The following is a 23,364-nucleotide window of genomic DNA, read 5'->3' as shown; positions in this document are numbered from 1 at the left end:
GCCGCAGGGGCTGCTGGGGGCTCGGGCGTGACGGCGGAGGCCGGTTGATGGAGGCCTATCTCGTCGCGATCCTCGTCTTCGCGGGCTTCTACGCGCTGATGGCGATCGGCCTGAACGTGATCTGGGGCCTGGCGGGGATGGTGAATCTCGGGCTCGTCGGGTTCTTCGGGCTCGGGGCCTACACCTCGGCGCTGCTGACCACGCGCCTGGCCTGGCCGATGCCGCTCGGCTGGGCGGCGGGCGCGGCGCTCGGGGCGCTCGCGGGCGCGGCGATGGCCGTGGTCGTCGCGCGCCTGCGGGGCGATTACCTCGCGATCGTCACGCTCGGCTTCGCGGAGGTCATCCGCCTCGTCGCGAGCAACGAGATCTGGCTGACGAACGGCACCGACGGCATCAGCGGCATCCCGGGCCCGCTGCGCGGCACCGTTCCGCCCGGCACCTTCAACCTCGTCTTCCTCGGCCTCGTCTGGGGCGTGGTCGCGGTGGCCTTCGTCGTCGCGGCGCGGCTGTCGCATTCGCCTTTCGGGCGCGTCCTCCGCGCCGTGCGGGAGGACGAGGACGTCGCGGCGGTGGCGGGCAAGCCGGTGCTCTGGTTCAAGGTGCGCGCCTTCGCGATCGGGGCGGCGGTGATCGGCCTCTCCGGCGCGCTCTATGCCCACTACAACGCCTTCATCGCGCCGGAGGCCTTCGCCCCGCTGCTGACGATCTACGTCGTGCTCGCGCTGACGGCCGGCGGGGTCGGCTCCATGCGTGGTGCGGTCGTGGGCGCGATCCTGCTGCTGCTGCTGATCGAGGGCACGCGCTTCGTCGCGGGCGCCATGCCCGGCGTGACGCCGGTGCAGAAGGCCGCGCTGCGGGAAGGCGTGATCGCGCTGTCCCTCATCCTCCTGCTGCGCTTCCGGCCGAACGGGGTGATCCCCGAGCGCACGCGGGTGCTCGCCCAGGCCAAGGAAACGCCATGACCCGTCCCGATCCCGCGCCGCACTTCGCGGCCGTCGCCGCCGCCGTCGCCGCCCCGGGCCAGCCGGGCGCGCTTTTCGCCGCGCTGGAGGCGGGGATGCGCGGGGCGATCGGGCACCGCCTCTTCACCATCCTGGTAGCCGATCCGGAGGCGGGGCACAGCCAGCGGTTCTACTCCAACATGCCCGACGCCTATCCCGTCGGAGGCCGCAAGCCGATCGCGCCCACGCCCTGGTTCGCGCGCGTCCTCGGCGAGGGGGATTGCTACGTCGGGCGGTCCTACGACGACATCCGCGATGTGTTCTACGACCACGAGCTCATCCGGAGCCTGGGCTGCGAAAGCGTGCTGAACGTGCCGGTGCGATGGGATGGGCGGAGCCTGGGCACGCTGAATCTGCTGCACGAGGCCGGATTCTATTCGGAGGCGGACGTCGCGACGGGGCGGCTCTTCGCCGCACTGGCCGTGCCCGGGCTACTGGCAGTGCATCGGCAAGGCGGCTCGGGGGCTGACGCCGGGCCGGGCGGCGCGGGGGCTCCCGGTGGCCGCCTCACCGCCGCCACGCGGTCAGCGTCGCGAGCGGCGGCCGTGCTTGCGGTTCGGGGGCCCCTTGGACCGCCCGGCCGCGCCGGCGGGGCGGGGCAGGTCGGCGGGGGGATCCCGTCAGGCCCGGCGTAGCGCTGCAGCGTCGCCCCGGCGGCGACGTGCGGGTAGGCCGCCGCGCCCTTCGGCCACCTCCCGGCGAAGGCGGCGAGCTCCGCCCTGTCCTCGCCGCGGATGGTCCTGACGAGGAAGGACGCGGCCTGGGCGGGGCGCAGCCGCTCCCGGCGCAGCAGGTGGAGGTGCCATTCGCGGGCGCGCAGCGGACACCAGTCCACGAGAGCCTCCTGCAGGGCCAGGCGGACCTCGCGCGGCAGTTCCTCGTAGGCCTGGTACGGGTCGCCCCGGAGCTTGCTGCGCGGCTTTGCCGCGGTGGAGTTGTCCATGCGCGCCCTCTACCGGACGCACGCCCGCAGGGCCACGGCCGCAGGTCCCGGACCACTCGACAGCCGGACCAGGCGTGGCCCTTGCAGCCGCGGGTGGGACATCGTCCTCACGGCGTCTCCGCATAGCGCAGGAGGGGTGCGCCGATCATCGGGCCGAGGCCCTGCGCGTAGCCGAGCTTGATGAGGAGCAGGCCGACCGGCTCCGTGCACCGGGCGACGGCGAGGGGGCCGGCGTCCACGGCGCCCGCGCCGAGATCGGCCGCGAGTGCGAGCACCGTCCCGCGGGCCGCCGCGTCGTCGGCGCAGACGAACACGGCGGGGGGCGGCAGGCCGGCCGGCGTGAGCGGCGCGTCCGGCGGGGCCGCCGCCATGAGGTCGGCGAAGGGCGGCACCGCCTTGACGACCCGGGCGCCGGGCACCCAGCGCGCGACCTGCTCGCCCCCTGAATCCGTCGTTCCGATCGAGAGGCCGGACAGGTCGGGCAGCAGCGGATTCGTGCAGTCCCAGATCACCTTCCCCAACAGGTCGCCGCAGGCGTCGAGGGCGGGCTTCGCCGCACCCCAGGGAACCGCGAGGACGACGACTTCGGCATCGCGCGCGGCGGCTGGAAGGTCGGACGCGACGGTGCCCCTCGCCTCCTTCGCGACGGCTTCGAGCTTCGCCGCGTCGCGCCCGAAGCCGACCGCGACCGCGTGACCCCTGGCCGCCAGCCGGCGGGCGATGAGGGCGCCGATGTTGCCGGCGCCGCCGATGACGAGGATCCTCATGTCGTCTGCCCTCAGCCCAGGTTCGCCCAGACGGTCTTGTACTGGGTGTAGTTCTCCAGGGCCTCCGCGCCCTGCTCCCGACCGTAGCCGCTCATCTTGTAGCCGCCGAACGGCGCGTTCGGGTGGTACTTGTGCCAGGTGTTGAGCCAGACGGTGCCCGCCTTGATGCGATCCGCGAGGCGCAGGGCGCGGCCGAGGTCGGAGGTCTGGATGCCGGAGGCCAGCCCGTAGGTCGTCGCGTTGGCGAGGCGGATGGCGTCCTCCTCGTCCTCGAAGGGGATGAGGGGCACGACGGGGCCGAAGATCTCCTCCTGGCTGATCCTTAGGTCGTTAGAGGCGTCGGCGAAGACGGTCGCCTCGATGAAGAGGCCCTTCCCGCCGATCTTCGGCGCGCCGCCGCCGGCCGTGAGCCGGGCGGTGCGCTTCCCCTCCTCCACGTAGCCGAGGATCTTCTCGTATTCGGACTTCGTGGCGATGGGGCCGAGCTGCGTCTTCGGGTCCAGCGGGTCGCCGAGCACGGCATCCCGGGCGAGGGCGGAGAAGCGTTCGACGAACTCGTCGTAGATGCTCCGCTCGATGAGGATGCGGGAGCCGGCGACGCAGACCTCCCCCTTGTTCCAGAAGATGCCCCAGAAGGCGGCCTGCAGCGCGGCCTCCATGTTCGCGTCGGCGAAGATGATGTTCGGGGACTTGCCGCCGAGTTCCATCGTCTGGTGCTTCACCGTGTCCGCACCGTTGCGGATGAGGTTCATGCCGACGGAGGTTGAGCCGGTGAAGGCGATCTTGTCCACGCGCGGCGACTTCACCAACGCATCGCCGATGACACCGCCGGGGCCGGTGATGAGGTTGTACACGCCCTCCGGCACGCCCGCGTCGAGCGCCACCTGGGCGAGGGCGAGGGCGGTCAGCGGCGTGTCGGATGCGGGCTTGTGGATGACGACGTTCCCGGCCGCGAGCGCGGGCGCGATCTTCGAGCAGGTGAGCGCGAGCGGGAAGTTCCAGGGCGTGATCGCGCCGACGACGCCGAGCGGTTCGCGCCGTGTCAGGATGCGGATGTTGCTCTCGTAGGAGGTGCGGTAGGCGCCGTCCATGTGTGCCATTGCCTGGCCTGCGAAGAAGCGAAACAGGCCGGAACAGTGGGGCATGATGACGTCGCAGAAGTCGCGGTAGGGCATGCCCATGTCCATCGCCTCCCGGATCGCGAAGTCGTCGACGCGGTCGTCGAGGAGGTCGGCCATGCGGAAGAGGATCTTCGCACGGTCCTCATGGCGCATGCGGGACCAGGGCCCGGTCTCGAAGGCGTCGTAGGCGGCGGCGATGGCGGCTTCGGCGTCGGCGGCGGAGGCGCGCGCGACGGTCGTGATCTCCGCCTCCGTGGTCGGATCGGTCGTCACCATGGTGGCGCCGTCGCGCGCGTCCCGCCAAAGGCCGTTGATGAGAAGCTGTCCCCTCGGGATGGGCTTGCGTACGGGGGCGGGGATGGCGTCGAGGGGCATGGTCTCTCCGGGAAGCAGTGGCTCCAGCGACGTGGGGGCGGCCGCGCGTGCCGCGTGTCGGTGCTTGCGGCGATCCCACCGGCCTTGCGGCCGTCCGCATCCGTAACGACTCCCTCGCCCCGCCCCGCCCCGCCCCGTCCCGCCTGCCCGCGCGGGCAGGTTGCGGCGCCCGCTCGGGCTGGCAGCCTGGGCGTGACGGAGGGTCGAGCCTGTGCCGAGCGTTGCGCGAGACTGGACCCCGGAGGAGTTCGTCACGACGGTCGGGGACGCCATCGGGTCCGCGCCGGAGCGCCGGTCGCACGGCGCGCTCGGCCCGGTGGAGGCCTGCCGCTGGCTGCATCCCGCCGCCCACGAGACCCCGGTGGCCGCGATGGACGCGCATTTCGTCGCGGTCACGCTCGGGGCGCCGGTCAATGTGGCCTGCCGGATCGAGGGCGAGCGCGAGCGCAGCGCGGTGCTGCGGCCCGGGGGCGTCACGGTGGTGCCGGCGGGGCGGCGGGTGGACTGGCGCATCGGCGGCCCGATGACCGTGCTGAACCTGTTCCTTCCAGGTCCCTGGGCCCGGGGTCTGCGGTCGGAGGGCGGGCCGGACGGAAAACGGTTGCGACCGATGCTCGGGGGGGCCGACCCGCATGTGGAGCGCCTCGGGCTCCTCGTCCTCGACCTGATCCAGGCACCGGAGCCTGACCCGGTCTATGGCGAGGCCCTGGCGGTGGCGCTGCTGGCGCGGCTGTCGTCCGGGCGGGCGGCGGGCACCGCCGCGCCGGCCGGCCTGTCGCGCACGGCCCTGCGCCGGTCGCTGGATCACATGCAGGCGCATCTGGAGGAACCGCTGACCCTGGCGGACCTTGCGGCCGCGGCGGGGCTGAGCCCGTTCCACTTCGCGCGGGGCTTCCGTTCGGCGACGGGGCAGCCGCCGCACCGGGCGTTGATCGGGCTGCGGATCGCGCGCGCCAAGGCGCTGCTCGCGGACCCGCGCGCCCCGGTCGCCGAGGTCGCGATGCGCGCGGGCTTCGCGGGCCCGACGAGCCTGGCGCATGCCTTCCGAAGGGAGGTCGGCATGACCCCCACCGCCTACCGGGCCGCGTGCGGCGTGCCGCGCGCGGGCTACGGCTGAGCGGGGGCGGTACGCCGCAGGCGAGCTGACGGGCTCGTCTGGCACGCGGGGCGGGTGGGCTGAGGGACGGGCGTGGCGGCGAAGGGCGGCCAGGGTCATGCCGTTGCGAGCGGGTGACGTACCTGCCCGAGGGGGCGTTCGCCCTGACGGATCGTTCCTGCTCGGGCGGGGGTTCGGGCTGGACACGTCGCAGCGGGCTCGCTCAAGTCTGACCGCCCGATCCGGGCCGCGAGGGGCGGCCGTGGCGCGGGGCGCTGAGCACCCCCGACCCATGGCCGGTATCCCGAGCATCATCGACCTTGCCAACATCACGGACGACACGCGCGCAGCGCGAGTGGACGGGGCGGCCGGGGGCGACACCAGCGGCATCTCCGTCGCCTCCGCGGGCGATGTGAACGGCGACGGCTACGCCGACGTCCTCATCGGGGCCAATCGTGCCAGTCCATCCGACCGCTTGGCCGCGGGCAGCACCACCGTCCTGTTCGGGAGGGCGGACGGCTTTGCGGAGGTCGACCTCGCCAACTTGTCGGCTGCGGATGGCTTCCGCGTGGACGGGGCGGTCGCGTTCGACTTCAGTGGCACTTCCGTCGCCTCCGCGGGTGACGTCAACGGCGACGGCTACGCCGATCTCGTCATCGGGGCCGATAATGCCAACCCGCTGGGCAGGTCGGGCGCGGGCAGCACCACCGTCCTGTTCGGCAAGGCCGGCGGCTTCGCGGACATCGACCTCGCCAACCTCTCGGCCGCAGACGGCTTCCGCGTGGACGGCGCGGCCGCGTTCGACTTCAGCGGCCGGTCCGTCGCCTCGGCGGACGACGTGAACGGCGACGGCTACGACGACCTCGTGATCGGGGCCTACTATGCCAGCCCGCTGGGCCGCTCGAACGCCGGCAGCAGCTATGTCCTGTTCGGCAAGGCCGGCGGCTTCGCGAATGTCGACCTCGCCAACCTCTCGGCCGCGGACGGCTTCCGCGTGGCCGGTGCGGCCGCGGGTGACTACAGCGGCTACTCCGTTGCCTCCGCGGGCGACGTGAACGGCGATGGCTACGCTGACATCGTCATCGGGGCTTATCTCGCCAGCCCGTCGGGCAGGGCGGGCGCGGGCAGCACCTATGTCCTGTTCGGCAAGGCTGGCGGCTTCGCGGACGTCGACCTCGCCAACCTATCGGCCGCGGACGGCTTCCGCGTCGATGGAGAGGCGGGCGTGAATGGGGCGAGAGGCGACGCCCTCGGCGTCTCCGTCGCCGGTGCCGGCGACCTGAACGGCGACGGCTACGCGGACATCGTCATCGGGGCAGTTGCTACCGATCCGTACGGGCGCACGCAGGCGGGCAGCACCATCGTCCTGTTCGGGAAGGCGGACGGGTTCGCGAACGTGGACGTCGCGAACCTCTCGGCTGCGGACGGCTTCCGCGTGGACGGGGCGGCGCCGGACGATCTCAGCGGCACCTCCGTTGCCTCCGCAGGCGACGTGAGCGGCGACGGGTACGACGACCTCGTCATCGGGGCCTACCATGCTGCCCCATCGGGTCGCACGAACGCGGGCAGCAGCTATGTCCTGTTCGGCAAGGCCGGTGGCTTCGCGGACGTCGACCTCGCGAACCTCTCGGCCGCGGACGGCTTCCGCGTCGACGGCGCGGCCGCGTTCGATATCAGCGGCTACTCCGTTGCCTCCGCGGGTGACCTGGACGGTGACGGCTACGCCGACCTCCTCGTCGGCGCCTCCGAATTCAGTCCCGCCGAGCGGCCCGCCGCTGGCCGCACCACGGTGCTCTACGGCGAGCCGACCGAGGCGGTCTCGCGCACCGCCGGCGGGTTCCGGTCGGCGGCCTTCGGGGGCGACTTCGGCGACACCCTTACCGGCACGGACGCGGACAACGAACTCGTCGGGCGGGACGGCGACGATTCGATCTCCGGCGGCCTCGGGGCAGACACCCTCCGCGGCGACGGGGGGAACGACACGCTGGAGGGCGGGGCTGGGGCGGACAGCCTCGATGGCGGTGACGGGAACGACATCGTCTCCTACGCCGGCGCCACGGCGCGGGTCGAGGCGGGCCTGGGCGGCGGCTTCACGAGTGGCGACGCCGACGGCGACGTCCTCGTCAGCGTCGAGGGCCTGATCGGCAGCGCCTTCGGCGACCGGCTGGAGGGTGGGAGCGGGGCCGAGACCCTCGACGGCGGCGCCGGGGACGACGTGCTGTTCGGATCGGCCGGTGCGGATACCCTCATCGGCGGGGCCGGGACCGACCTCGCCTTCTACAACCAGGGCGGCGCCGTCGCGATCACCGTGGACCTGGCCGCGGGGACGGGCCGCGGAGGCATTGCCGAGGGCGACGTGCTCAGCGGCATCGAGAACGTCATCACCGGCGGCGGCGACGATCGGCTGACCGGAAACGCGGCCGACAACTTCCTCAACGGCGAGGGCGGCGCCGACACGCTCGTCGGCGGCGCGGGGGCCGACACGCTGCAGGGCTCGACCTCCCTCTTCGGCGGCGACAGCGACTGGGCGGACTACTCCTCCTCCGGCGCGGGGGTGACCGTGAACCTCGCGGCCGGTACCGGGTCGGGAGGTGATGCCGAGGGCGACGTCCTCATCGTGGTCGAGAACCTCGTCGGCTCGGCCTTCGCGGACGTCCTGACCGGGACCGACGGGGCGAACACCCTGCTGAGCGGCGAGGGGAACGACACGCTGGAGGGCGGTGCCGGGGCGGACAGCCTCGATGGCGCGGCAGGCGCGGGCGACGTGGCGTCCTTCGCGGGCGCGGCCGGTCGGGTGGCGGCGAGCCTGGGCGGCAGCCCCTTCCCGACGGCGTTCGGCGACGCGCTCGGCGACACGTTCACGGGCATCGAGGGGCTGATCGGCAGCGCCTTCGGCGACAGCCTCGGCGGGTCGGAGGGCGCCGAAACGCTTGACGGTGGCGGGGGCGACGATTTCCTCTACGGCACAACCGGGGCGGACCGGCTGGTCGGGGGAGCCGGGACGGACACGGTGCTCTACGAGCCGTCGGGCATCGGGGTCACGGTGAGCCTCGCGACAGGCACGGGCACGGGTGGCCTCGCCGACGGCGACGTCCTCGTCGGGATCGAGAACCTCAGGGGCTCGGGCGCGGACGACCGGCTGGAGGGCGATGCCGGGGACAACCGGCTGGACGGCAGCCGCGGCTCGGACACCCTGATCGGCGGCGCGGGAGCGGACACGCTCATGGGCTCCTCGACGCCCGACGGGGCGGAGGTGGACGTCGCGGACTACTCCACCTCGGGCGCGGGGGTGACCGTGAGCCTGGCGACGGGCCGGGGCACCGGCGGCGATGCGGAAGGCGATGTCCTGCAGCTCATCAGGAGCCTCGCGGGTTCGGCCTTCGCCGACGTTCTGACGGGCGACCCGGACGCCAACCTCCTCTCGGGCGCGGGCGGGAACGACCTGCTGCTGGGCGGTGCGGGAGCGGACACCCTGCTCGGCGGCGAAGGGGCCGACACGCTGGAGGGCGGGGCGGGGGCGGACAGTATCGACGGCGGCGGCGGCGCGGACGTGCTGTCCGGCGGCACGGGGGTGGACAGCCTCGCGGGCGGGGCGGGCGACGACACCTACGTCGTGGAGGACGCGGGCGACGTCGTGACGGAAGCGCCGGGCGGCGGCTTCGACGTCCTCTACGTGAGCGTGACCGCGACCCTGCCCGACAACGTCGAGGCGCTGGTTGTCATCGGAACCGCCGCGGTGAACCTGACGGGCGGCGCGGGCGACGACGTCCTCGTCGGGAACGAGGCGGCGAACGTCCTCGCGGGTGGGGCGGGGAACGACAACTACTCCGTCAACGGCAGCGTCGACACGATCGTGGAGGAGGCGGGCGGCGGGATCGACGCGGTCTATTCCACCGCCGACCTGACGCTGCCCGAGAACGTCGAGGTCCTCGTCCTCCTCGGCGCCGCGGTCTACGGCACGGGGAACGCGGGCGACAACGTCGTGCTCGGCAACGCGGCGGACAACATCCTCTCGGGCGGGGCGGGCTACGACGTGCTCGAGGGCGGGGCGGGCGCGGACATCCTCATCGGCGGCAACGGGCCCGACGCGCTGACGGGCGGGGCGGGCGCCGACCTGTTCCGCTTCGAGGGGCTGGCCGACGCCTTCGCGGGGGCGGTGAACACGGGCGACACCCTCCTCGACTTCACGCCGGGCGAGGACCGGATCCAGCTCAACGCGGCGGCCTTCGGGCTGACGGGCGTCGTGCCCGGGGTCACCTTCGTGTCCGCCGACGTGCCATTCGCCGCGACCACCGCGCCGACGCTCCTCTACAGCGGGGCGACAGGGGGGCTCTTCCACGACGCGAACGGGACGGAGGACGGCGGCCTCACCCTCCTCGCCACCCTCGTCGGACGGCCCGCCCTCTCGGCCGCCGACTTCGCGTTCTACTGACGAGGACGGGGCGAGCGGACGCGTGACCGGCTGCCGGCCGCGTTGCGCGTCTCCGGACCCGGTCGCGCCTGGGAGGGCCCGACACGACGTTACGTGCTCCGCGAGACCCCGCCGATCCCGCGGGGCGGGGAAGCGCTCCGACGAGGTGACGGGGGCAGGCGACGGCGTCAGGCGGCTGGGGCGCGGGACCGCCAGACGCGCATGCCGTCCTCGTGGGCAGCCTCGGCACCGTCGAACTGACGGTCGCTGGCGAGAAGCGTCCGGCCGTCCCGCACCAGCCGCCAGGCCCAGCGCCGGCCGGTGAGGCCCTGGCGCTCCACGCGGAGCTCCGCAGGACCGATCATGGCGTCGCTCGCCCGCGGTGGTTCCGCCTTCAGGCCGGTCGCGACGCGGGGGTGGGCACGTGGGGTCGGCTTGTCGGTCGGGCTGGTCATGGAATCCGTCAGGGGAAGGGTCTCTCCCCGCCAGGAGAGTAAATGGGGAGACGGTGGGGCGGGGGAAAACCCCGTCGGCATCTCAATTCTCGTCTTTTCGCAGCTTTACGTGCGGAGGAACGCGGCGATTCGAGGCGGTCACGCTCCCCGACGGCCTCTGCACGCCTCATGACTCCCGCCGGGAAGCGACACGACACTGAAAGGCGCGGGGCCGTCATCGAAGGGCAGGTTGGAGAGGGTGGGGGACCGGACCACCGGAGGGCCTGAAACCCCGGAATTCCTTACGGAACACGGCGCTTTGGCCGGAAAGCCTTTCCAAAGCAGTCCACTAGCTTGCTGTCGGCATGCTTGTTCATACCACCCCATCTCACCACTGAACAGGCTTGGCGCTCGCCGGGGCAATCGGCCGTGCGGGCGGTTCTGCGGCAAGCCCCCACGAGGTGGGCCGGGTCTAATGAGGGCCGGTCATGAGGTTGGTCCCGCCCCCGTCTTTGGTCCGGGGTCTACGCAAGTTCTCGGGCTGGTTGAGCTTGGTTGGCAAAGGCTTTGGGGGTCAAGTTTCCCAGGGCCGAGTGAGGTCGCTCTTCGTTGTAGTGGCACCTCCATTCCTCGATGCGGGCCCTGGCATCGGCCGGGGACAGGAACCACGAGGCGTTGGGGCACTCGGCCCGGAGCCTGGCGTTGAACGCCTCGATGAACGCGTTGTCCGTGGGTTTGCCAGGGCGGGAGAAGTCGATCTTCACACCGTTGAGATAAGCCCAGTGGTCGAGCAGGCGACCGGCGAATTCAGGCCCGTTGTCCACCCTTAGAGGCTGTCTCGAATCTCATGTGGAACGGCCGAGACGGCGGAGTAGAAGCATGACGGCGGCGGCGTAGAGGAAGGCCTGTGCCGAAGCGATGGTGGCCTCGAAGTCCTTCGCGAGGCGGCGGTTGCGACTGATCCAGCCGAAGAAGCGCTCGACGACCCAGCGCCGGGCGTGGACGGCAAAGCCGCCCTGTCCCTTGGGCTTCCTGACGATCTCGATGCGGATGGGGCTGACAGCCGCGACGTGCTCGCCCGCGTAGCCCGCGTCAGCATAGCCCAGCAAGATGAAAGGCCACTGGCGGCGAGAGACGCGCAGCAGTGGTCCCGCCCCGTCGCGGTCCTGCACGGAGGCGGAGTGGACATGGAGCATCAGCGCGCGGCCGTCCATGTCTACGAGTGCGTGGCGCTTTCTGCCCATCACCTTCTTACCCGCATCGTAGCCGCGCGGCCCGCCGCTCTCCGTCGTCTTGACGCTCTGACTGTCGATCACCGCCGCTGTCGGGCTGGCCTCGCGCCCGGCGCGCTCGCGGTCCGCCATGACGAGCGTGTGGTTCAGCCCTTCCCAGAGGTGGGCGTCGCGCAACCGCGCGAACCAGCGATACGTTGCGCGCCATGGCGGCAGGTCGCGCGGCAGTGACCGCCATGGGCAGCCGGTCCGCAGGACGTAGAGGATTGCGTTCACCACCTCCCGCATCGGCCACGCGCGCCGCCTGCCGCAGCGCCTTGGCGGAGGCAGCAACGGCTCCAGCAGCCGCCACTCGGCGTCCGTCAGGTCGCTCGCATACCGCAAGCCCACGCGGCTATGCTGCCGCCGGGTGGCCGGGGTCCACATGGGCAGGCTCCATCGTCTGGCGTCGCAGCCCGATGGAAGCAGCCCCAGCCTCGGCCATCCACCGGCCTGTCAGGGTGTGACAATGCTGTTCCGAGATGGCCCACAAGGCGAAGGTATGAAGGCGACAGTTGGCGGGATGTCGACAAGGACGACGAGAGAGCCACGAACCCTACGTTGGTTTCGTGTAGGAGCCGCCCTCTTCTGTGTGCCGCTTGGGGCTTCGGCCGGAGCCTTGCTTTCACTGTTAGGAGCAGCGGCATTTTTCACACGCTCGGTTGATGTCTCCCGAAGTCTGACCGGCCTTCTTGTCGCGTGGCTCGCGTTACTTCCGGCCGCATTGCTCTTGGCCGTGCCAATGGCTTTGGTGAGCGCGCCTCTGCACTTCCTACTAAGGGCAACAAAGCAGGATCGACTGCCTGCCTACGGCCTGACGGGCGCTGTAGCAGGGGCACTACTAGTCGTACTGACTGATGTTCCGACAGACATGATGAAGACACTGCCGGACCGACTGCTACTCTCCATCGGGGGTGCGGTGGCAGGATTCGGCGGCGCGTTAGCCTTCTGGATCGTACGGCGTCCCGACCGCCACTGACCTCCGGCCTGCCCCCGTCGCCGCTCGGCCATGAACGCTCCGATATCGTTATGAGACAGCCTCTTAGGCTCTTCGGCTTGCCCCGGAGCCGCACGAGCCCGTCCAGGATCTCGACGACCTGAGCGGCCCGGAAGTTGGCTCTCGCATGCGTCGAGAGCCCCTCTCGCGTGTGGATGTCCACCACGGTCAGGATCCGGATCGGGCGGCCGTCGAATAGCTGGTCCGACATGAAGTCCATGGCCCAGATCTCGTTCGGCACCGTCGCGCCCGGCCGTCCCTGCCGGTAGCGCCAGGCCCGCTTGCGCCGCGGCAGCTTGGTGCGGATCGACAGCCCTTCCTCGGCGTAGAGACGGTGGACGCGCTCATGATTCACGGGCCAACCTTCACGCCGCAGAAGCACGTGCAGCCGTCTGTAACCGTACCGTACCCGTGTCGCGGCTGGAGTTGACCCGCTTTCGTGGACGGTTGCGGGGTTTGGTGATCAGGGGACGGCTGGGGCGGTGATGGCGTGCTCCTTTTCGTAGGTGGCGGGTGAGCGGTAACCGAGGGCGGAGTGGAGGCGGACGGGGTTGTAGAAGCCCTCGATGAACGAGAACACGGCCATGCGGGCTTCGGCCTGCGAGGCGAACCGGCGGCGGTCGAGGAGCTCGCACTCGAGGCTGGCGAAGAAGCTTTCACACATGGCGTTGTCGTAGGCGTCGCCGACGGAGCCCATGGACGGCCGCACCCCTGCCTCGCGGCAGCGGTTGCCGAAGGCGAGCGACGTGAACTGCGAGCCCTGGTCCGAGTGTAGGACGACGTCGCCGGGCCGCCGCTGTCCCAAGGCCATCTCCAGGGCGTCCAGCACCAGCTCGGTCCGGAGATGGTTTGTCATCGACCAGCCGACGACCTTGCGGCTCCAGGCATCGAGCACGACGGCAAGGTAGAGGAAGCCCGCTGCCGTCGGAATGAACGTGATGTCTGTGACCCACAGCTGGTTCGGGCCAGGGGCGGAGAAGTCGCGATCGACGAGATCGGGCGCTGGTCGCGCCTCCCGGTCGCGGTGCGTCGTGACGGGGCCACCCCTCCTGCGGCTGACGCCGACGAGACCGGCCTCGCGCATCAGGCGCGCGATGCGCTTGCGACCGTGGCGCTCGCCTCGGGCACGCAGCTCGGCATGGATCCGGGGTGCCCCGTACGTCTCGCGCGAGGCGGCGTGGGCGGTCCGGATCCGCTCCAGCAGCGCCGCGTCCCCCTCCGCATGGGCCGAGGGCGGGCGGTTCGCCCAGGCGTAGTAGCCAGCACGGGAGACGCGGAGGACGCGTGCCGTCGTCGCGACCCGGAAGGAGGCCTGGTTCGCGCTCATGAACCGGAAGACCCGGACGGAATCGCCCCGGTCTCGCGTGCGAACCAGGCCGCTGCTCGAGAGAGGATGTCGCGCTCCACCCGCAGCTGTCGCACCTCGCGCCGCAGGCGAGCCAGTTCATCGCGCTCGGCCGCGGTCAGCGCCTCGCCGTTCGTCGCTGAGGCGGGCTTCGCCTCCCGGCGGCCCTCCTGCCGGTCGGCTTGGGCCACCCAGTTCCGGATCGCCTGCGCCGAGGGCTCGAACTCGCGTGCCAGGCTCGCCGGGTCACGCCCGGCGCAGACCAACTCGATGATCTGCCGCCGGAACTCCGGCGCGTACGGGGGCTTGGTCTTGCCCATGTGGAACACCTCCGTCGAAAGCGTGTCGGTGTCCACAAAACCGGGTCAACTCCACGGCCAAGTCGCGCAGCCGCATGCGCAGAGCGCCTTGCGGGTCACGCCGGGAGCGGTAGCGCTGAGCGGATCGATGGAAGCCCATTGCCGAGCAGGCCCGACGCTCGCTGATCCGGTAGCTGCCTCGCAGCACAGTCACCACCTCGCGGCGCAGCGCGGGCCTCACCATTTTTTCGCAGCACGTCCTGCAGCATCGTCTTGTCCAGGCTGAGATCGGCGACCAGCCGCTTGAGCTTGGCATTCTCCTCCTCAAGCTGCTTCAGCCGCCGGATCTCCAACGTCCCCATCCCGGCGAACTGCCTCTTCCACCGATAGAAGGTTGGCTCCGAGACGCCGAGCTTGCGGCAGATCTCGGCCACCGCCGTGCCACTCTCCGCCTGCCTCAAGGCGAAGGCGATCTGCTCGTCCGTATAGCGTTTCTGCTTCATGGCACCGCCCCCTCCTCAGGGACCTACAGTGCCGAAAATTCGCGTTCCCGCCGGACCGGTTTCCGGGATCAGGACCAAAGGCACCCGCATCGGCCCGCGCGACGTGCGCGACGGTTCAGCGGCCGTTGGCCACTGGCACCGCTCCCCTGGCCGCCGATAATCGGCGCATGACCCACGCTCTCCGACGTGCCGTTCGCGCGGCCGCCCTCCTCGTTCCGGTCTTCCTTGCCGTGCCCGCCCCAGCGCAGGACCTGCCTCGTGCCAACGACCTCGCCTCGCAGGCCGGGCTCGTCTTCCGTGCGCTCGCGGAGGGAGGGGCAACGGGCGGCTTCGCCTCGCCGCGCGACTCCCGACGCGTCGCCGAGATCCGCCGCGCCCTGCAGCCGTTCCGCAGGCCGCTCGCGATCGGCGGCGAGCAGGTCGTCCTTAACCAGACGGGCCTGACGTCCCTCGCCGCGGCTTGGGGGAGCGCGACCGCTCATGGCGAGGGCGAGGTCGCGGTGCGTGTCGCCTGCTGGGCCTCGGCAACCCCCGGCACGCAGGTCGCACTTGTCTCGGCGCTCGAGAGCGAGCCGCCCTTCCGTATCAATGGCTGGTCCCTCGCTTCGGAGGCGGCCACGCCCGCAGGCTGCGCGCCGACGCCACGTCTCGCACCGGGCGCGCTCGCCTTGCCTCGTGGCCTCGGCTGGGGCGCGTCGCCTGCCGCCGCCGAGCGCGCGATCGGCCTTCGCCCGACGCGGCGCCGCCCGGGCGAGCTCACCTGGTCCTACGACCTGCCGGCTGCCGGGCCTGGGGCGGGCTGGACGGAGACGGTTCAGCTCCGGCTCGTCTTCACGGATCGCGGCCTCTCGGCGCTCGCCTTCACGGCGCTCGTCAGCAACTGACGCTGACCACCGCGGCGTGGTGCGCTGGCGAGGCCCGGCGCGAGTTCCGCTAGCATCCTCGGTAAGCCAGCCACCTCGCGCCCACGCCGCCGGGTGCGGTGTGAAACGGTAAACGACGCAGAACATGCGGAATTGCTACCCGTCCCACGTCCGGTCTTCGACGAGGTCGTAGGCTCAGACCTGACTGCGCTGCTTCGGTCGCAATCGCATGCAAGGCCGTCGAGCAGCAGAAGCCTGACGCGCTTCGGCTCGCAGACCGCTACCTTCAATCCCCCCACCGCCAAATCCGATCTACCCGCCTGTGGTTCGTCGTCCATCCCGCGTCCCGCAGCAGCGCCGTGATCCGGCGGTCGCCGCAGCGCCCATACTGCCGGGCGAGCCCGACGATTTCGGCCGTCAGCGCCGCCTCGTCCTCCGCCGCAGGCGGTACCTCCCGCTGCGTGGACCCATGGCCCCACCGTGAATTTTGGACGCCGTCCGGAACGACCTATGCCGGTGCGCTCTTCGTCCCCATCGGTGCGTTTCGGCCGCATTCGGCGGTCGCGCCGAAGCGGTCGCTTGCGCGAGGCCGAGAGGGAACGCCAATGCTTCCTTACATGCATGAGAGCGATACGCTAACCTCACGCTAACCTCACGCTAACCCACCGGATGGCGCGGCCTGCCCGGCATAGACAAGGCGAGCTGACCTATGTTCGACGAATTCGGTTTTCCGCGCGACGCAGACGCGGACCACGCTTCGACCCTCCTCGACACCTTCGTGTACTGCAGTCGTGCCGCTGAAGGCGTCGACGACGCCGAGGTCGATCGCATCATCGAGCGGTCTCAACGCAGCAATGTCGCACGCGACATCACCGGGGTGCTGGTTTTCGGCAGCGGCGTCTTCTTTCAGTGGATCGAGGGGCCGCCCACCCAGGTGGAGAAGCTGATCGCGAGCCTTCGTGGCGATCATCGCCACTACGACATCGTCACGCTGGACCGGAGTGTGGAAAAGCGCGAGCGCCTGTATCCGAATTGGGAGATGGAGCGGGTCGGAGCCGACGATATCCGCGCGGTGTTGCAGGAAGCGCTCGGGAGCGCCGAGGACGAAAACAACATCGCGGCGCTAACGCGCATCATCGGGCATCTCGATGCGGGGCAGCTGGATACGCTTCACTCTTCTTCCACGAAGCGGAATGATGGCGGTGGAGCGGCCCCCAATTCGACCGGACCGGCGGCGCAACCGTGAGGGCCCGGGCTTAAGCCCGGGCCTACGCCTCTGTCGAAGCTCGTCGAGCGCGTCGGGATTATCACCGGCCTTGGAGCGCCGGAGACGCTACACTGCGGAGCGGAAGGTCAGGGCTGGTCGAGGAAACCATGCAGCCCGGCATGACGGTCTCCGCCGTCGCCCGGCTCCACCGCGTCTCTCCCATCGTGCTGTTTGGGTGGAGGCGGCGGATGGCCGAGGGTGCACTCGAGGCAGTCGGGGTCGACGATGACGTGGTGGCCGCGCGCCGCGCGGGCGAGCAGCCCGTCGATCACAAGCGCATCGTCCAGCTGAAGCGCCTCTCCTCGATGCCGCTTCAAACTTCCGGCGGAACGGGTTCCGGCGTTGCGCCAGTCACGGAGCCCGCAAGGAGCCTCCTGTCGAGGTCCTGGGAGGTCATGCTGGCCAGGTCTGCCCCGACCTCGCGACCTCTGGTTCCGCCCTCGGCGAAAGCCCGGCCGCCAACGACGACGAGCAGCGCCGCATTCTGCGAAGCCCGGCGCGCGAGCGCGATCGTGCGGCTGAGGTCGCCAAGCTTGTCCCCGCGGTGGAAGGCGGCACTGAGCGACAGGTCGAGCACGTCGACCCAGGAGCCTGAGACCAGGTCCTCCAGCGCGCGGTCGTTCGCCGGAAAGCCCTGCTGGGGTGCCCAACCACGGCTCCAGAGCCACTCGGAATCCAACGCCGCAACGAGCTGATGCGCCTCCCCGGGCGCCGGCACGACGAGCACGTTTCGGCGAAGGCCACGGGGAAGCAGCTTCGGCGCATCGGTGCTGAGCAGGCGGGCCGCCGTTCCGAGCCGGGCCATGCCGAGGGCGACCTCGAACGCGCTGCAGGTGTCGTCGCTCCACAGGTCGCCAAGCCGCCGAGCCGCGGGCTCCAACAGCGCAGCGTACAAGCCCCCGGGAACTTCGCCCTGACTGCGCAGCTCCCGAATGAGCTGCAATGAGGCATCCTCGTCGTCCGAGATCAGGAGCTCCGCCAGCTCGAACCTTCGCGACGACGGTGTCGCGGACCCTCGCCGGACATCCTCCGCTCCTCGCGGATCGGAGGCCCTTGGGATGACCACCTCCCGGAAGGCGGACCGCAGCGCGGCCTCGATCCTCCGGGTCATCATCGCCCGCGAGGGAGGACGGGTGAGCGGACCGAATGCCGGAATGCCCTCACCCGGCACGTCGAGGAGCCGAAGGAGAAGGCCCGCGGCCCGCTCCGGATGGCGCCGCAAACCGTCGATGATCTCGGCCGAGGGCTCGAGGGCTTCGCTGGCCTCGGGCGCACGCCCGGTCCGTCGCATCGCGAGCCGCATGTCCCAGCCGTCGAACCGTCGCGCCGGTGCCGGGGTGTCAACGAGAATCTCGACGTCAGCATGGCGCGGGTCGCCGCAGATCGAGTTCATGACCCTGGCGACGCCTTCGGCCGGCCCCTCGAGCCACTGGAAGAAGTGGCTCTCGTCGCGGAGCAGGACGCCGGTAATCGCCTCACGCCGGTTCCGTGCCTGGGCGGCCTGCATCAGGCCCTGCAGGTCGGAGCTGGACATCGGGCCAGTCGCTCGGCTGCGATAGACCACGGCGGAGAGGGAGGCTGACGAGTTGGTTTGCCGCACCCCGGGATCGGGCGACGCGCTCGACGAGTACCGTATGACGGCGTTCCCCCGGTGTTACCCTATCTTCAAGCCCCGCGGGGCGAAGAAGGCAAGCGAGAACGGTTCCTTCTGCGGCCGCCGGGGCCAGTTCATTCAGCCGCCGCCGCCCGGAACCGTGCCGCGGATACCGGGGTGGCCCGGCACGGGGGACCATCCCGTCGCATTTCGGGGAGGTCGCGCGGGCGCGCATCGGCCGAATCGGGGTTGCCGGTGGACGTAGCGGAACCCGTATATAGAGAAGAACATATTGGGAATACGTGAGGCCCCGGTAGCATCCCGGCGGCGTCGGCGGTGCCGGAGGTCGAGGTCCTGACCGTGTCGCATTCCGGGACCACCCAGGATGCCGTGCTGGCGACACGGCTCGCACCGGAGGCCGGCGCACGGACGACCGTGCTGACGAATGTCGGGCGCTCCGCGATCCCGCGCCGTGCCGAGGTCGTGCTGCATCCCAAGGTACGGGCGACGCGGTTGCGGACCGAGGCGATGACAGGCCGTATCGGCAGCTCGCGGTCCTGGATGCGCTCGTCGCCGTGGTGGCTCACGCCGATCTTCGTGCCGCGGTCGCGAGCCTCCGTCGGGGGGGCGAGATCCTGGCCCTGAAGCGACACGGACCCCGATCCCGACATACGCGGCGGAGCGGCCCGTACCGCGGCAGCGCCGAGCCTCCTCGGGACAGCGCCACCACCACAAGGGGTGGTCGGGCGCGCCGCGCTGCACCAGGTCACCGTGATCATGGTTGCGTCCGCGAGCACGCGACCGCTCCTCCTGACCGGCGGTCCCACCCGCCTGGAGCCACCGCTCCTACACCATGCGCTGGGACACGACCGGATCCGGGGGCACCGGCGCCGGTGCACATCGCCTTCGAACTCGCACGCATTACCCGTCATCACGAACGACAGCGAACGAAGGAAGACGGCTTCGCGCCCGCTGCGGTCATGCGCCGGCCCAAGGTGAAAACCGCGAAGCAGGCATCCCGGGGAGGGGAGGATGCCGGGCGACGCCCGCTCGCGCCAGGTCATGCGGGCGGCAGCCTCGCCTGGATCCGCCACGCGGCGTCGGTGAGCCGCGGCGCTAGGGCGACGAGCGCTTCGCGGCTCCTGCGGAACGCCGGGACGGTCAGGCTGATCGCGCCGCAAGGCAGTCCATTCCGGTCGAGGATCGGCGCGCCGAGGCTGCGGACATCCTCCGCCTGCTCACCGTCGTCGAGCGCCCAGCCCCTCGCGCGTGACGCCGCGAGGTCTGCTTCCAACTCGCTCCGCCCGACGAGGGTCCTGCCGGTGTGGCGCTCGCGCGCCACGGAATCGAGGAGGACGTTGCGCCGCTCGACGGGCAGGAAGGCCAGCACGGCCTTGCCCGTGCCGCTGCAATAGGCCGGGCCGCGGGCACCGACGTGCAGCCGGAAGGCGACGGGCGACGGGCTGTCCACCTGGGCGAGGTAGAGCATCTCATGCCCCTGCAGGACCGCGAGGCGCACCGTCTCGCCCGTTTCGTCGCGCAGGCGCGCCATCTCCTCCTCGGCGGCGCCGCGCAGATCCACGCCGCGCCACGCATGACCGGCCAGTTCCAGCAGGCGCAGGCCGAGGCGCCAGCCGCCGCGCGGCTCGGGCTCGATCAGACCTTCGTCCTGCAGCGCGGCGAGGATGCGGTGCAGCGTCGCCTTGGAGTGGCCGGTCGCCACGGCGAGGTCGGCAAAGCGGGCTGGGCTGCTCCGCGCAATGGCCGACAGCACTTCGACGTGCCGCGCGAAAACGGCCTTGGGAGGTTCGGGAGGCGAGGCGGGCAGGGCGGCTGATCCACGGCGGTGTTGACGGGCAGTGCAGGCCGGATCCAGACTACCATCCATCAAAACATAGTTCCGATCAACGGAACTCACAAGAGGAACGTCCGTGCCCATTCGATCCCGGCTCTCCGGCGTGCACCCCATTCTTTACGCCTACTTCGGACCCGACGCTCGGCTCGACCGCGCGGCGCTGGAGCGTCAGGTGGATGTCTGCCTCGCAGCGGGCTGCCACGGGATCGCGCTGCTCGGACTTGTCACGGAGGTCTTCCGCCTCTCGACGGAGGAGCGGCTGGACCTCGTGGGTTGGGCGGCCGAGCGGATCGGAGGCCGCGTGCCGTTGATGGCGACCGTCGCCGAGGTTTCCGTCCACGGTCAGCTCGACTTCATCGCGGAAGCGGCGCGGCGCGGCGCGGATTGGGTCGTCCTGCAGCCCCCGCCGGTGAAGGGCGTGTCGGAGCGGGAGATCCTGCGCTTCCTCGGCGAGGTCGCCGACCGCTCGCCGCTTCCCGTCGGCGTCCAGAACAACCCCCTGAACATGGAGGTCTCGGTGTCCAGCGACGCGTTGCTGGCCTTGCATCGCAACCACCCGAACATCCGGTTCATGAAGGCGGAGGGACCGGCCGTCTCGGTCGCGGCCTTCGCACTCGAGGCCTCGAAGACCTGCGACGTCTTCGCCGGTCATGGCGGGATCGAGTGGCCGACGAACCTGCGCTCTGGCTGCCAGGGGCTGATCCCCGCGCCCGAACTCGTCGACGCGCAGGTCGCGATCTGGCGGCTGTGGTCGGCGGGGGAGACGGAGCGGGCAGAGGCGTTGCACCGCGCCATCCTCCCCATCATTGCCTTTATGTCCCGCTCGCTGCCGCTGCTGATCGCCTACGGCAAGCGGCTGATGGCGCTGCGCATGGGCTGGCCAGAGGTGCATCCGCGGATACCGGAACCCGCTGTCACGCCCTTCGGGATGGAAGAACTCGCGCGCTTCGCCGCACTGCTCGGGCCGCTGGCGACGGAGCCGGGTCGGCCGCTGTCCCCCGCCCTGCGCCGCATGGCCCCCTCGACGCATCCGCCCTGGAGGTGACGCCATGATCACGACACGTCGCATGCTCCTCGCCGCCGGTGCGGCGATCCTGGCGGCGCCGGCGATCGCGCAGGCCGCCTGGCCCGAGCGACCGCTGCGCATCATCGTGCCTCTCTCGCCGGGCGGCATCGCCGACATCATGGCGCGTATGGTCGCGGAGGCGCTGGGGCAGCGCCTCGGCAGGCCCGTTGCCGTCGAGAACCGGTCCGGCGCCGGGGGCGCCATCGGAATGGAGGCGCTCGCCCGTGCCGCCCCCGACGGCCACACGCTGGGCATGGGGAACATCGCGGCCAACGCGATCCTCCCCGCGATGAACCGGGGCCGCCTGCCCTACGATCCCGTGGCCGACTTCACGCCGATCTGCCTCGTCGCGCGTACCCCGAGCGTGCTTGTCATCAATCCGCAGAAGGTGCCGGTCCAGACGCTGCCGGAGTTCGTGGCCTTCCTCCGCCCGAACGCGGACCGGCTGACCTTCGGCTCCTCCGGGATTGGGACGAGCCTGCATCTGGCGATGGAGATGCTGATGGCGCAGACGGGCGTGCGGATGACGCATGTCCCCTTCCGCGGATCCTCCGACATGATCACGGCGATGGTCGGCGGGCAGGTCGACATGGCCGTGGACAGTTTCGCGACGTCCTGGCCGCACGTGCAGGCCGGGCGCCTGCGTGCGATCGCGCTGCTGACGGCCGAGCCCGTCGCCTTCGCGCCGGACCTCCCGACGCTCTCCTCCGTCGTGCCGGGCGTGGAACTGAACCCGTGGCACGGCATCATGGGCCCGGCCGGGTTGCCGGCACCGATCACGGCGCGGCTGAACGCCGACATCGCGTCCTTCCTGCGCGACCCGGCGGTGGTCGAACGGCTGGCAGGCTTCGGCGGCGTCGCGGCGCCGAACACGCCGGAGGCCTTCCGGGCGCTGATGGTGGCGGACCTGGAGAAGTTCCGCGACCTCATCGCGCGCACCGGTATCACGGCGGGCTGAGCGGCCGCATGTCCGACGCCATCTCCTCCGTTGAGGCCTTCATCGTCGTCATCCCGCGCGACGTGCCTTATCTCGGCCCGCTGCGTTCGGGCGAGGCGATCAACGAACGCGGCTACTTCATCCGGCGCGGCAACCGGTCCGTCTATCCGGCGACGGACACCTCCGTCCTCGTTAAGGTGACGACGGCGTCGGGCGCCGTGGGCTGGGGCGAATCCTACGCCATCGTCGCGCCGGGCGCGGTGGCCGAGATCGTGACCGACCTGCTCGGGCCGCTCTGCATCGGCCGCGACGCGCGCGACCCCGTGCCGCTGCACGAGGACCTCTACGACACGATGCGCGTGCGGGGCTTCGTCAGTGGCTACTTCGTGGACGCGCTCGCGGGCCTCGACATCGCGGTCTGGGATGCGGCAGCGCGGCTGGCGGGGCTGCCGCTGTGCCGGATGCTCGGCGGGCTGCGGCACGACAGCCTGCCCGCTTATGTCTCCGGCCTGCCCAAGCCGACGCTCGCCGAGCGGGTGGACCTCGCGTTGGAATGGGCGGGGAGGGGCTATGAGGCGGTGAAGTTCGCGGCCGCCGTGGCGGACGAGGGCGAGGAGACCGAGATGGCGGCGCTGCGCCGTGCGCTCGGACCGGGGATCCGCATCGCCTGCGACATGCACTGGAAGTACACCGCGCTCGCCGCGACGCGCCTGATCGACCGGATGCACGCGCACGACCTGTGGTTCGCTGAGGCGCCGGTCGCGCCGGAGGACATCGAGGGACAGCGGGAGGTCGCGGCGAAGGCGCGCACCTCCATCGCCATGGGAGAGGAATGGCGCACCGCCTTCGAATACCGCCCGCGCCTGATCGGCCGCTGTATGGACGTGATCCAGCCGGAGATGGCGCATACTGGCGTGACGGAGTTCATGAAGATCAGCCGTATGGCCGAGGCCTTTCATTGCCGGATCATCCCGCACGCCTCGATCGGCATCGGGATTTTCCAGGCGGCGAGCCTGCACGCCTCCGCCCCCCTCCAAAACTGCGACGGGCACGAGTACCAGCACTCCATCTTCGACCGGAACCTGCGCTTCGTGGACGGCGACATGGCCTGCGAAGGCGGGCGCTACCGGCTGCCCTCCGGGCCGGGGATCGGGGTCGCGCCCTCGGCCGAGGTCTGGCGCTACGCGCGGCAGCATGAACCGGCCTGAGCGGTTGACAT

Annotated in this window: 17 protein-coding genes and 5 pseudogenes; 10 read left to right on the top strand and 12 right to left on the bottom strand. The window is 71.1% G+C overall.

Annotation, left to right across the window (positions count from 1 at the left end):
• The first annotated feature begins 47 nt into the window (after positions 1-47).
• Both ACE7GA_RS01345 and ACE7GA_RS01340 read left to right on the top strand, forming a co-directional pair.
• Complete coding sequence (locus tag ACE7GA_RS01345; RefSeq protein WP_376094542.1) at positions 48-962, top strand: branched-chain amino acid ABC transporter permease; 915 nt, start codon at positions 48-50, stop codon at positions 960-962.
• Entirely contained in the window at positions 959-1,636 is a 678-nt protein-coding gene (locus tag ACE7GA_RS01340) for a GAF domain-containing protein (RefSeq protein WP_376100590.1), read from the top strand. Before ACE7GA_RS01345 ends, ACE7GA_RS01340 begins: the two co-directional genes overlap by 4 nt.
• A gap of 128 nt (positions 1,637-1,764) precedes the next feature.
• Here ACE7GA_RS01340 and ACE7GA_RS01335 read toward each other — a convergent pair.
• The 3 genes and pseudogenes from ACE7GA_RS01335 to ACE7GA_RS01325 all read right to left on the bottom strand — a co-directional run.
• Positions 1,765-1,944 (bottom strand): annotated as a pseudogene (locus tag ACE7GA_RS01335) (DUF6525 family protein); the annotation flags it as partial.
• 107 nt (positions 1,945-2,051) lie between these two features.
• The gene (locus tag ACE7GA_RS01330) at positions 2,052-2,711 is read right to left on the bottom strand and encodes an NADPH-dependent F420 reductase (protein ID WP_376094539.1); all 660 of its coding nucleotides are present in this window, start codon (positions 2,709-2,711) and stop codon (positions 2,052-2,054) included.
• 11 nt (positions 2,712-2,722) lie between these two features.
• Entirely contained in the window at positions 2,723-4,207 is a 1,485-nt protein-coding gene (locus ACE7GA_RS01325; protein ID WP_376094536.1) for an aldehyde dehydrogenase family protein, read from the bottom strand.
• A gap of 211 nt (positions 4,208-4,418) precedes the next feature.
• Here ACE7GA_RS01325 and ACE7GA_RS01320 point away from each other — a divergent pair, with 211 nt between their 5' ends.
• On the top strand, positions 4,419-5,324 hold the full coding sequence (locus tag ACE7GA_RS01320) for a helix-turn-helix domain-containing protein (RefSeq protein WP_376094533.1): 906 nt from the start codon (positions 4,419-4,421) through the stop codon (positions 5,322-5,324).
• A gap of 271 nt (positions 5,325-5,595) precedes the next feature.
• On the top strand, positions 5,596-9,735 hold the full coding sequence (locus ACE7GA_RS01315) for a beta strand repeat-containing protein (protein WP_376094530.1): 4,140 nt from the start codon (positions 5,596-5,598) through the stop codon (positions 9,733-9,735).
• A gap of 167 nt (positions 9,736-9,902) precedes the next feature.
• On the opposite strand, the gene ACE7GA_RS01310 is transcribed toward ACE7GA_RS01315, so the two are convergent.
• The 6 genes and pseudogenes from ACE7GA_RS01310 to ACE7GA_RS01285 form a co-directional block, all read right to left on the bottom strand.
• Complete coding sequence (locus ACE7GA_RS01310; protein WP_376094527.1) at positions 9,903-10,169, bottom strand: hypothetical protein; 267 nt, start codon at positions 10,167-10,169, stop codon at positions 9,903-9,905.
• Positions 10,170-10,672: 503 nt separating this feature from the next.
• Positions 10,673-10,978, bottom strand: a pseudogene (locus ACE7GA_RS01305) (integrase core domain-containing protein); the annotation flags it as partial.
• Between the two features lie 15 nt (positions 10,979-10,993).
• Entirely contained in the window at positions 10,994-11,806 is an 813-nt protein-coding gene (locus ACE7GA_RS01300) for an IS5 family transposase (RefSeq protein ID WP_376094524.1), read from the bottom strand.
• Positions 11,807-12,459: 653 nt separating this feature from the next.
• A pseudogene (locus tag ACE7GA_RS01295) lies at positions 12,460-12,837 on the bottom strand (IS3 family transposase); the annotation flags it as partial.
• 42 nt (positions 12,838-12,879) lie between these two features.
• Positions 12,880-14,081 (bottom strand): IS3 family transposase gene (locus ACE7GA_RS01290; protein WP_376094521.1). Its coding sequence is split into 2 segments (ribosomal slippage): positions 12,880-13,805 and positions 13,805-14,081, totalling 1,203 coding nucleotides; the frame shifts between segments, so codons are not numbered across the junction.
• A 25-nt stretch (positions 14,082-14,106) separates the two neighbouring features.
• A pseudogene (locus tag ACE7GA_RS01285) lies at positions 14,107-14,563 on the bottom strand (transposase); the annotation flags it as partial.
• 167 nt (positions 14,564-14,730) lie between these two features.
• On the opposite strand from ACE7GA_RS01285, the gene ACE7GA_RS01280 reads away from it, so the two are divergent.
• Complete coding sequence (locus ACE7GA_RS01280; protein ID WP_376094518.1) at positions 14,731-15,447, top strand: hypothetical protein; 717 nt, start codon at positions 14,731-14,733, stop codon at positions 15,445-15,447.
• Positions 15,448-15,624: 177 nt separating this feature from the next.
• Here ACE7GA_RS01280 and ACE7GA_RS01275 read toward each other — a convergent pair.
• Positions 15,625-15,898: pseudogene (locus tag ACE7GA_RS01275) on the bottom strand (IS3 family transposase); the annotation flags it as partial.
• Between the two features lie 237 nt (positions 15,899-16,135).
• Between ACE7GA_RS01275 and ACE7GA_RS01270 the strand changes: the two are divergent.
• Positions 16,136-16,672 (top strand): BLUF domain-containing protein, encoded by a 537-nt coding sequence (locus ACE7GA_RS01270; RefSeq protein ID WP_376094515.1) that lies wholly within the window; start codon positions 16,136-16,138, stop codon positions 16,670-16,672.
• Positions 16,673-17,006: 334 nt separating this feature from the next.
• Here the strand turns inward: ACE7GA_RS01270 and ACE7GA_RS01265 are convergent, their stop codons facing one another.
• Complete coding sequence (locus ACE7GA_RS01265; RefSeq protein WP_376100556.1) at positions 17,007-18,257, bottom strand: BLUF domain-containing protein; 1,251 nt, start codon at positions 18,255-18,257, stop codon at positions 17,007-17,009.
• 366 nt (positions 18,258-18,623) lie between these two features.
• Here ACE7GA_RS01265 and ACE7GA_RS01260 point away from each other — a divergent pair, with 366 nt between their 5' ends.
• Positions 18,624-18,932 (top strand): hypothetical protein, encoded by a 309-nt coding sequence (locus ACE7GA_RS01260; RefSeq protein ID WP_376094513.1) that lies wholly within the window; start codon positions 18,624-18,626, stop codon positions 18,930-18,932.
• A 415-nt stretch (positions 18,933-19,347) separates the two neighbouring features.
• On the opposite strand, the gene ACE7GA_RS01255 is transcribed toward ACE7GA_RS01260, so the two are convergent.
• On the bottom strand, positions 19,348-20,061 hold the full coding sequence (locus ACE7GA_RS01255; RefSeq protein WP_376094510.1) for an IclR family transcriptional regulator: 714 nt from the start codon (positions 20,059-20,061) through the stop codon (positions 19,348-19,350).
• Positions 20,062-20,218: 157 nt separating this feature from the next.
• Between ACE7GA_RS01255 and ACE7GA_RS01250 the strand changes: the two genes are divergently transcribed.
• Genes ACE7GA_RS01250 through ACE7GA_RS01240 form a run of 3 tightly spaced genes read left to right on the top strand, consistent with a single transcriptional unit; the run spans position 20,219 to position 23,353 of the window.
• Positions 20,219-21,187, top strand: coding sequence for a dihydrodipicolinate synthase family protein (locus ACE7GA_RS01250; protein ID WP_376094507.1), 969 nt, complete (start codon positions 20,219-20,221; stop codon positions 21,185-21,187).
• Between the two features lie 4 nt (positions 21,188-21,191).
• Positions 21,192-22,166: a Bug family tripartite tricarboxylate transporter substrate binding protein gene (locus ACE7GA_RS01245; protein ID WP_376094504.1), complete on the top strand. Its 975-nt coding sequence runs from the start codon at positions 21,192-21,194 to the stop codon at positions 22,164-22,166.
• An 8-nt stretch (positions 22,167-22,174) separates the two neighbouring features.
• On the top strand, positions 22,175-23,353 hold the full coding sequence (locus ACE7GA_RS01240) for a mandelate racemase/muconate lactonizing enzyme family protein (protein ID WP_376094501.1): 1,179 nt from the start codon (positions 22,175-22,177) through the stop codon (positions 23,351-23,353).
• Positions 23,354-23,364 lie beyond the last annotated feature (11 nt).

This window comes from Roseomonas sp. CCTCC AB2023176 (assembly GCF_042259275.1).
In the GTDB taxonomy this organism is placed as follows: domain Bacteria; phylum Pseudomonadota; class Alphaproteobacteria; order Acetobacterales; family Acetobacteraceae; genus Roseomonas.
The sequence above is the reverse complement of the archived record's forward strand: the minus strand, read 5'-3'. Positions and strand labels throughout refer to the sequence as shown.

Coding starts and splice junctions, on each gene's coding strand:
- ACE7GA_RS01340 (WP_376100590.1), top strand. CDS start 959: ATGACCCGTCCCGATCCCGCGCCGCACTTCGCGGCCGTCGCCGCCGCC.
- ACE7GA_RS01315 (WP_376094530.1), top strand. CDS start 5,596: ATGGCCGGTATCCCGAGCATCATCGACCTTGCCAACATCACGGACGAC.
- ACE7GA_RS01310 (WP_376094527.1), bottom strand. CDS start 10,169: ATGACCAGCCCGACCGACAAGCCGACCCCACGTGCCCACCCCCGCGTC.
- ACE7GA_RS01270 (WP_376094515.1), top strand. CDS start 16,136: ATGTTCGACGAATTCGGTTTTCCGCGCGACGCAGACGCGGACCACGCT.
- ACE7GA_RS01345 (WP_376094542.1), top strand. CDS start 48: ATGGAGGCCTATCTCGTCGCGATCCTCGTCTTCGCGGGCTTCTACGCG.
- ACE7GA_RS01300 (WP_376094524.1), bottom strand. CDS start 11,806: ATGTGGACCCCGGCCACCCGGCGGCAGCATAGCCGCGTGGGCTTGCGG.
- ACE7GA_RS01240 (WP_376094501.1), top strand. CDS start 22,175: ATGTCCGACGCCATCTCCTCCGTTGAGGCCTTCATCGTCGTCATCCCG.
- ACE7GA_RS01245 (WP_376094504.1), top strand. CDS start 21,192: ATGATCACGACACGTCGCATGCTCCTCGCCGCCGGTGCGGCGATCCTG.
- ACE7GA_RS01280 (WP_376094518.1), top strand. CDS start 14,731: ATGACCCACGCTCTCCGACGTGCCGTTCGCGCGGCCGCCCTCCTCGTT.
- ACE7GA_RS01330 (WP_376094539.1), bottom strand. CDS start 2,711: ATGAGGATCCTCGTCATCGGCGGCGCCGGCAACATCGGCGCCCTCATC.
- ACE7GA_RS01325 (WP_376094536.1), bottom strand. CDS start 4,207: ATGCCCCTCGACGCCATCCCCGCCCCCGTACGCAAGCCCATCCCGAGG.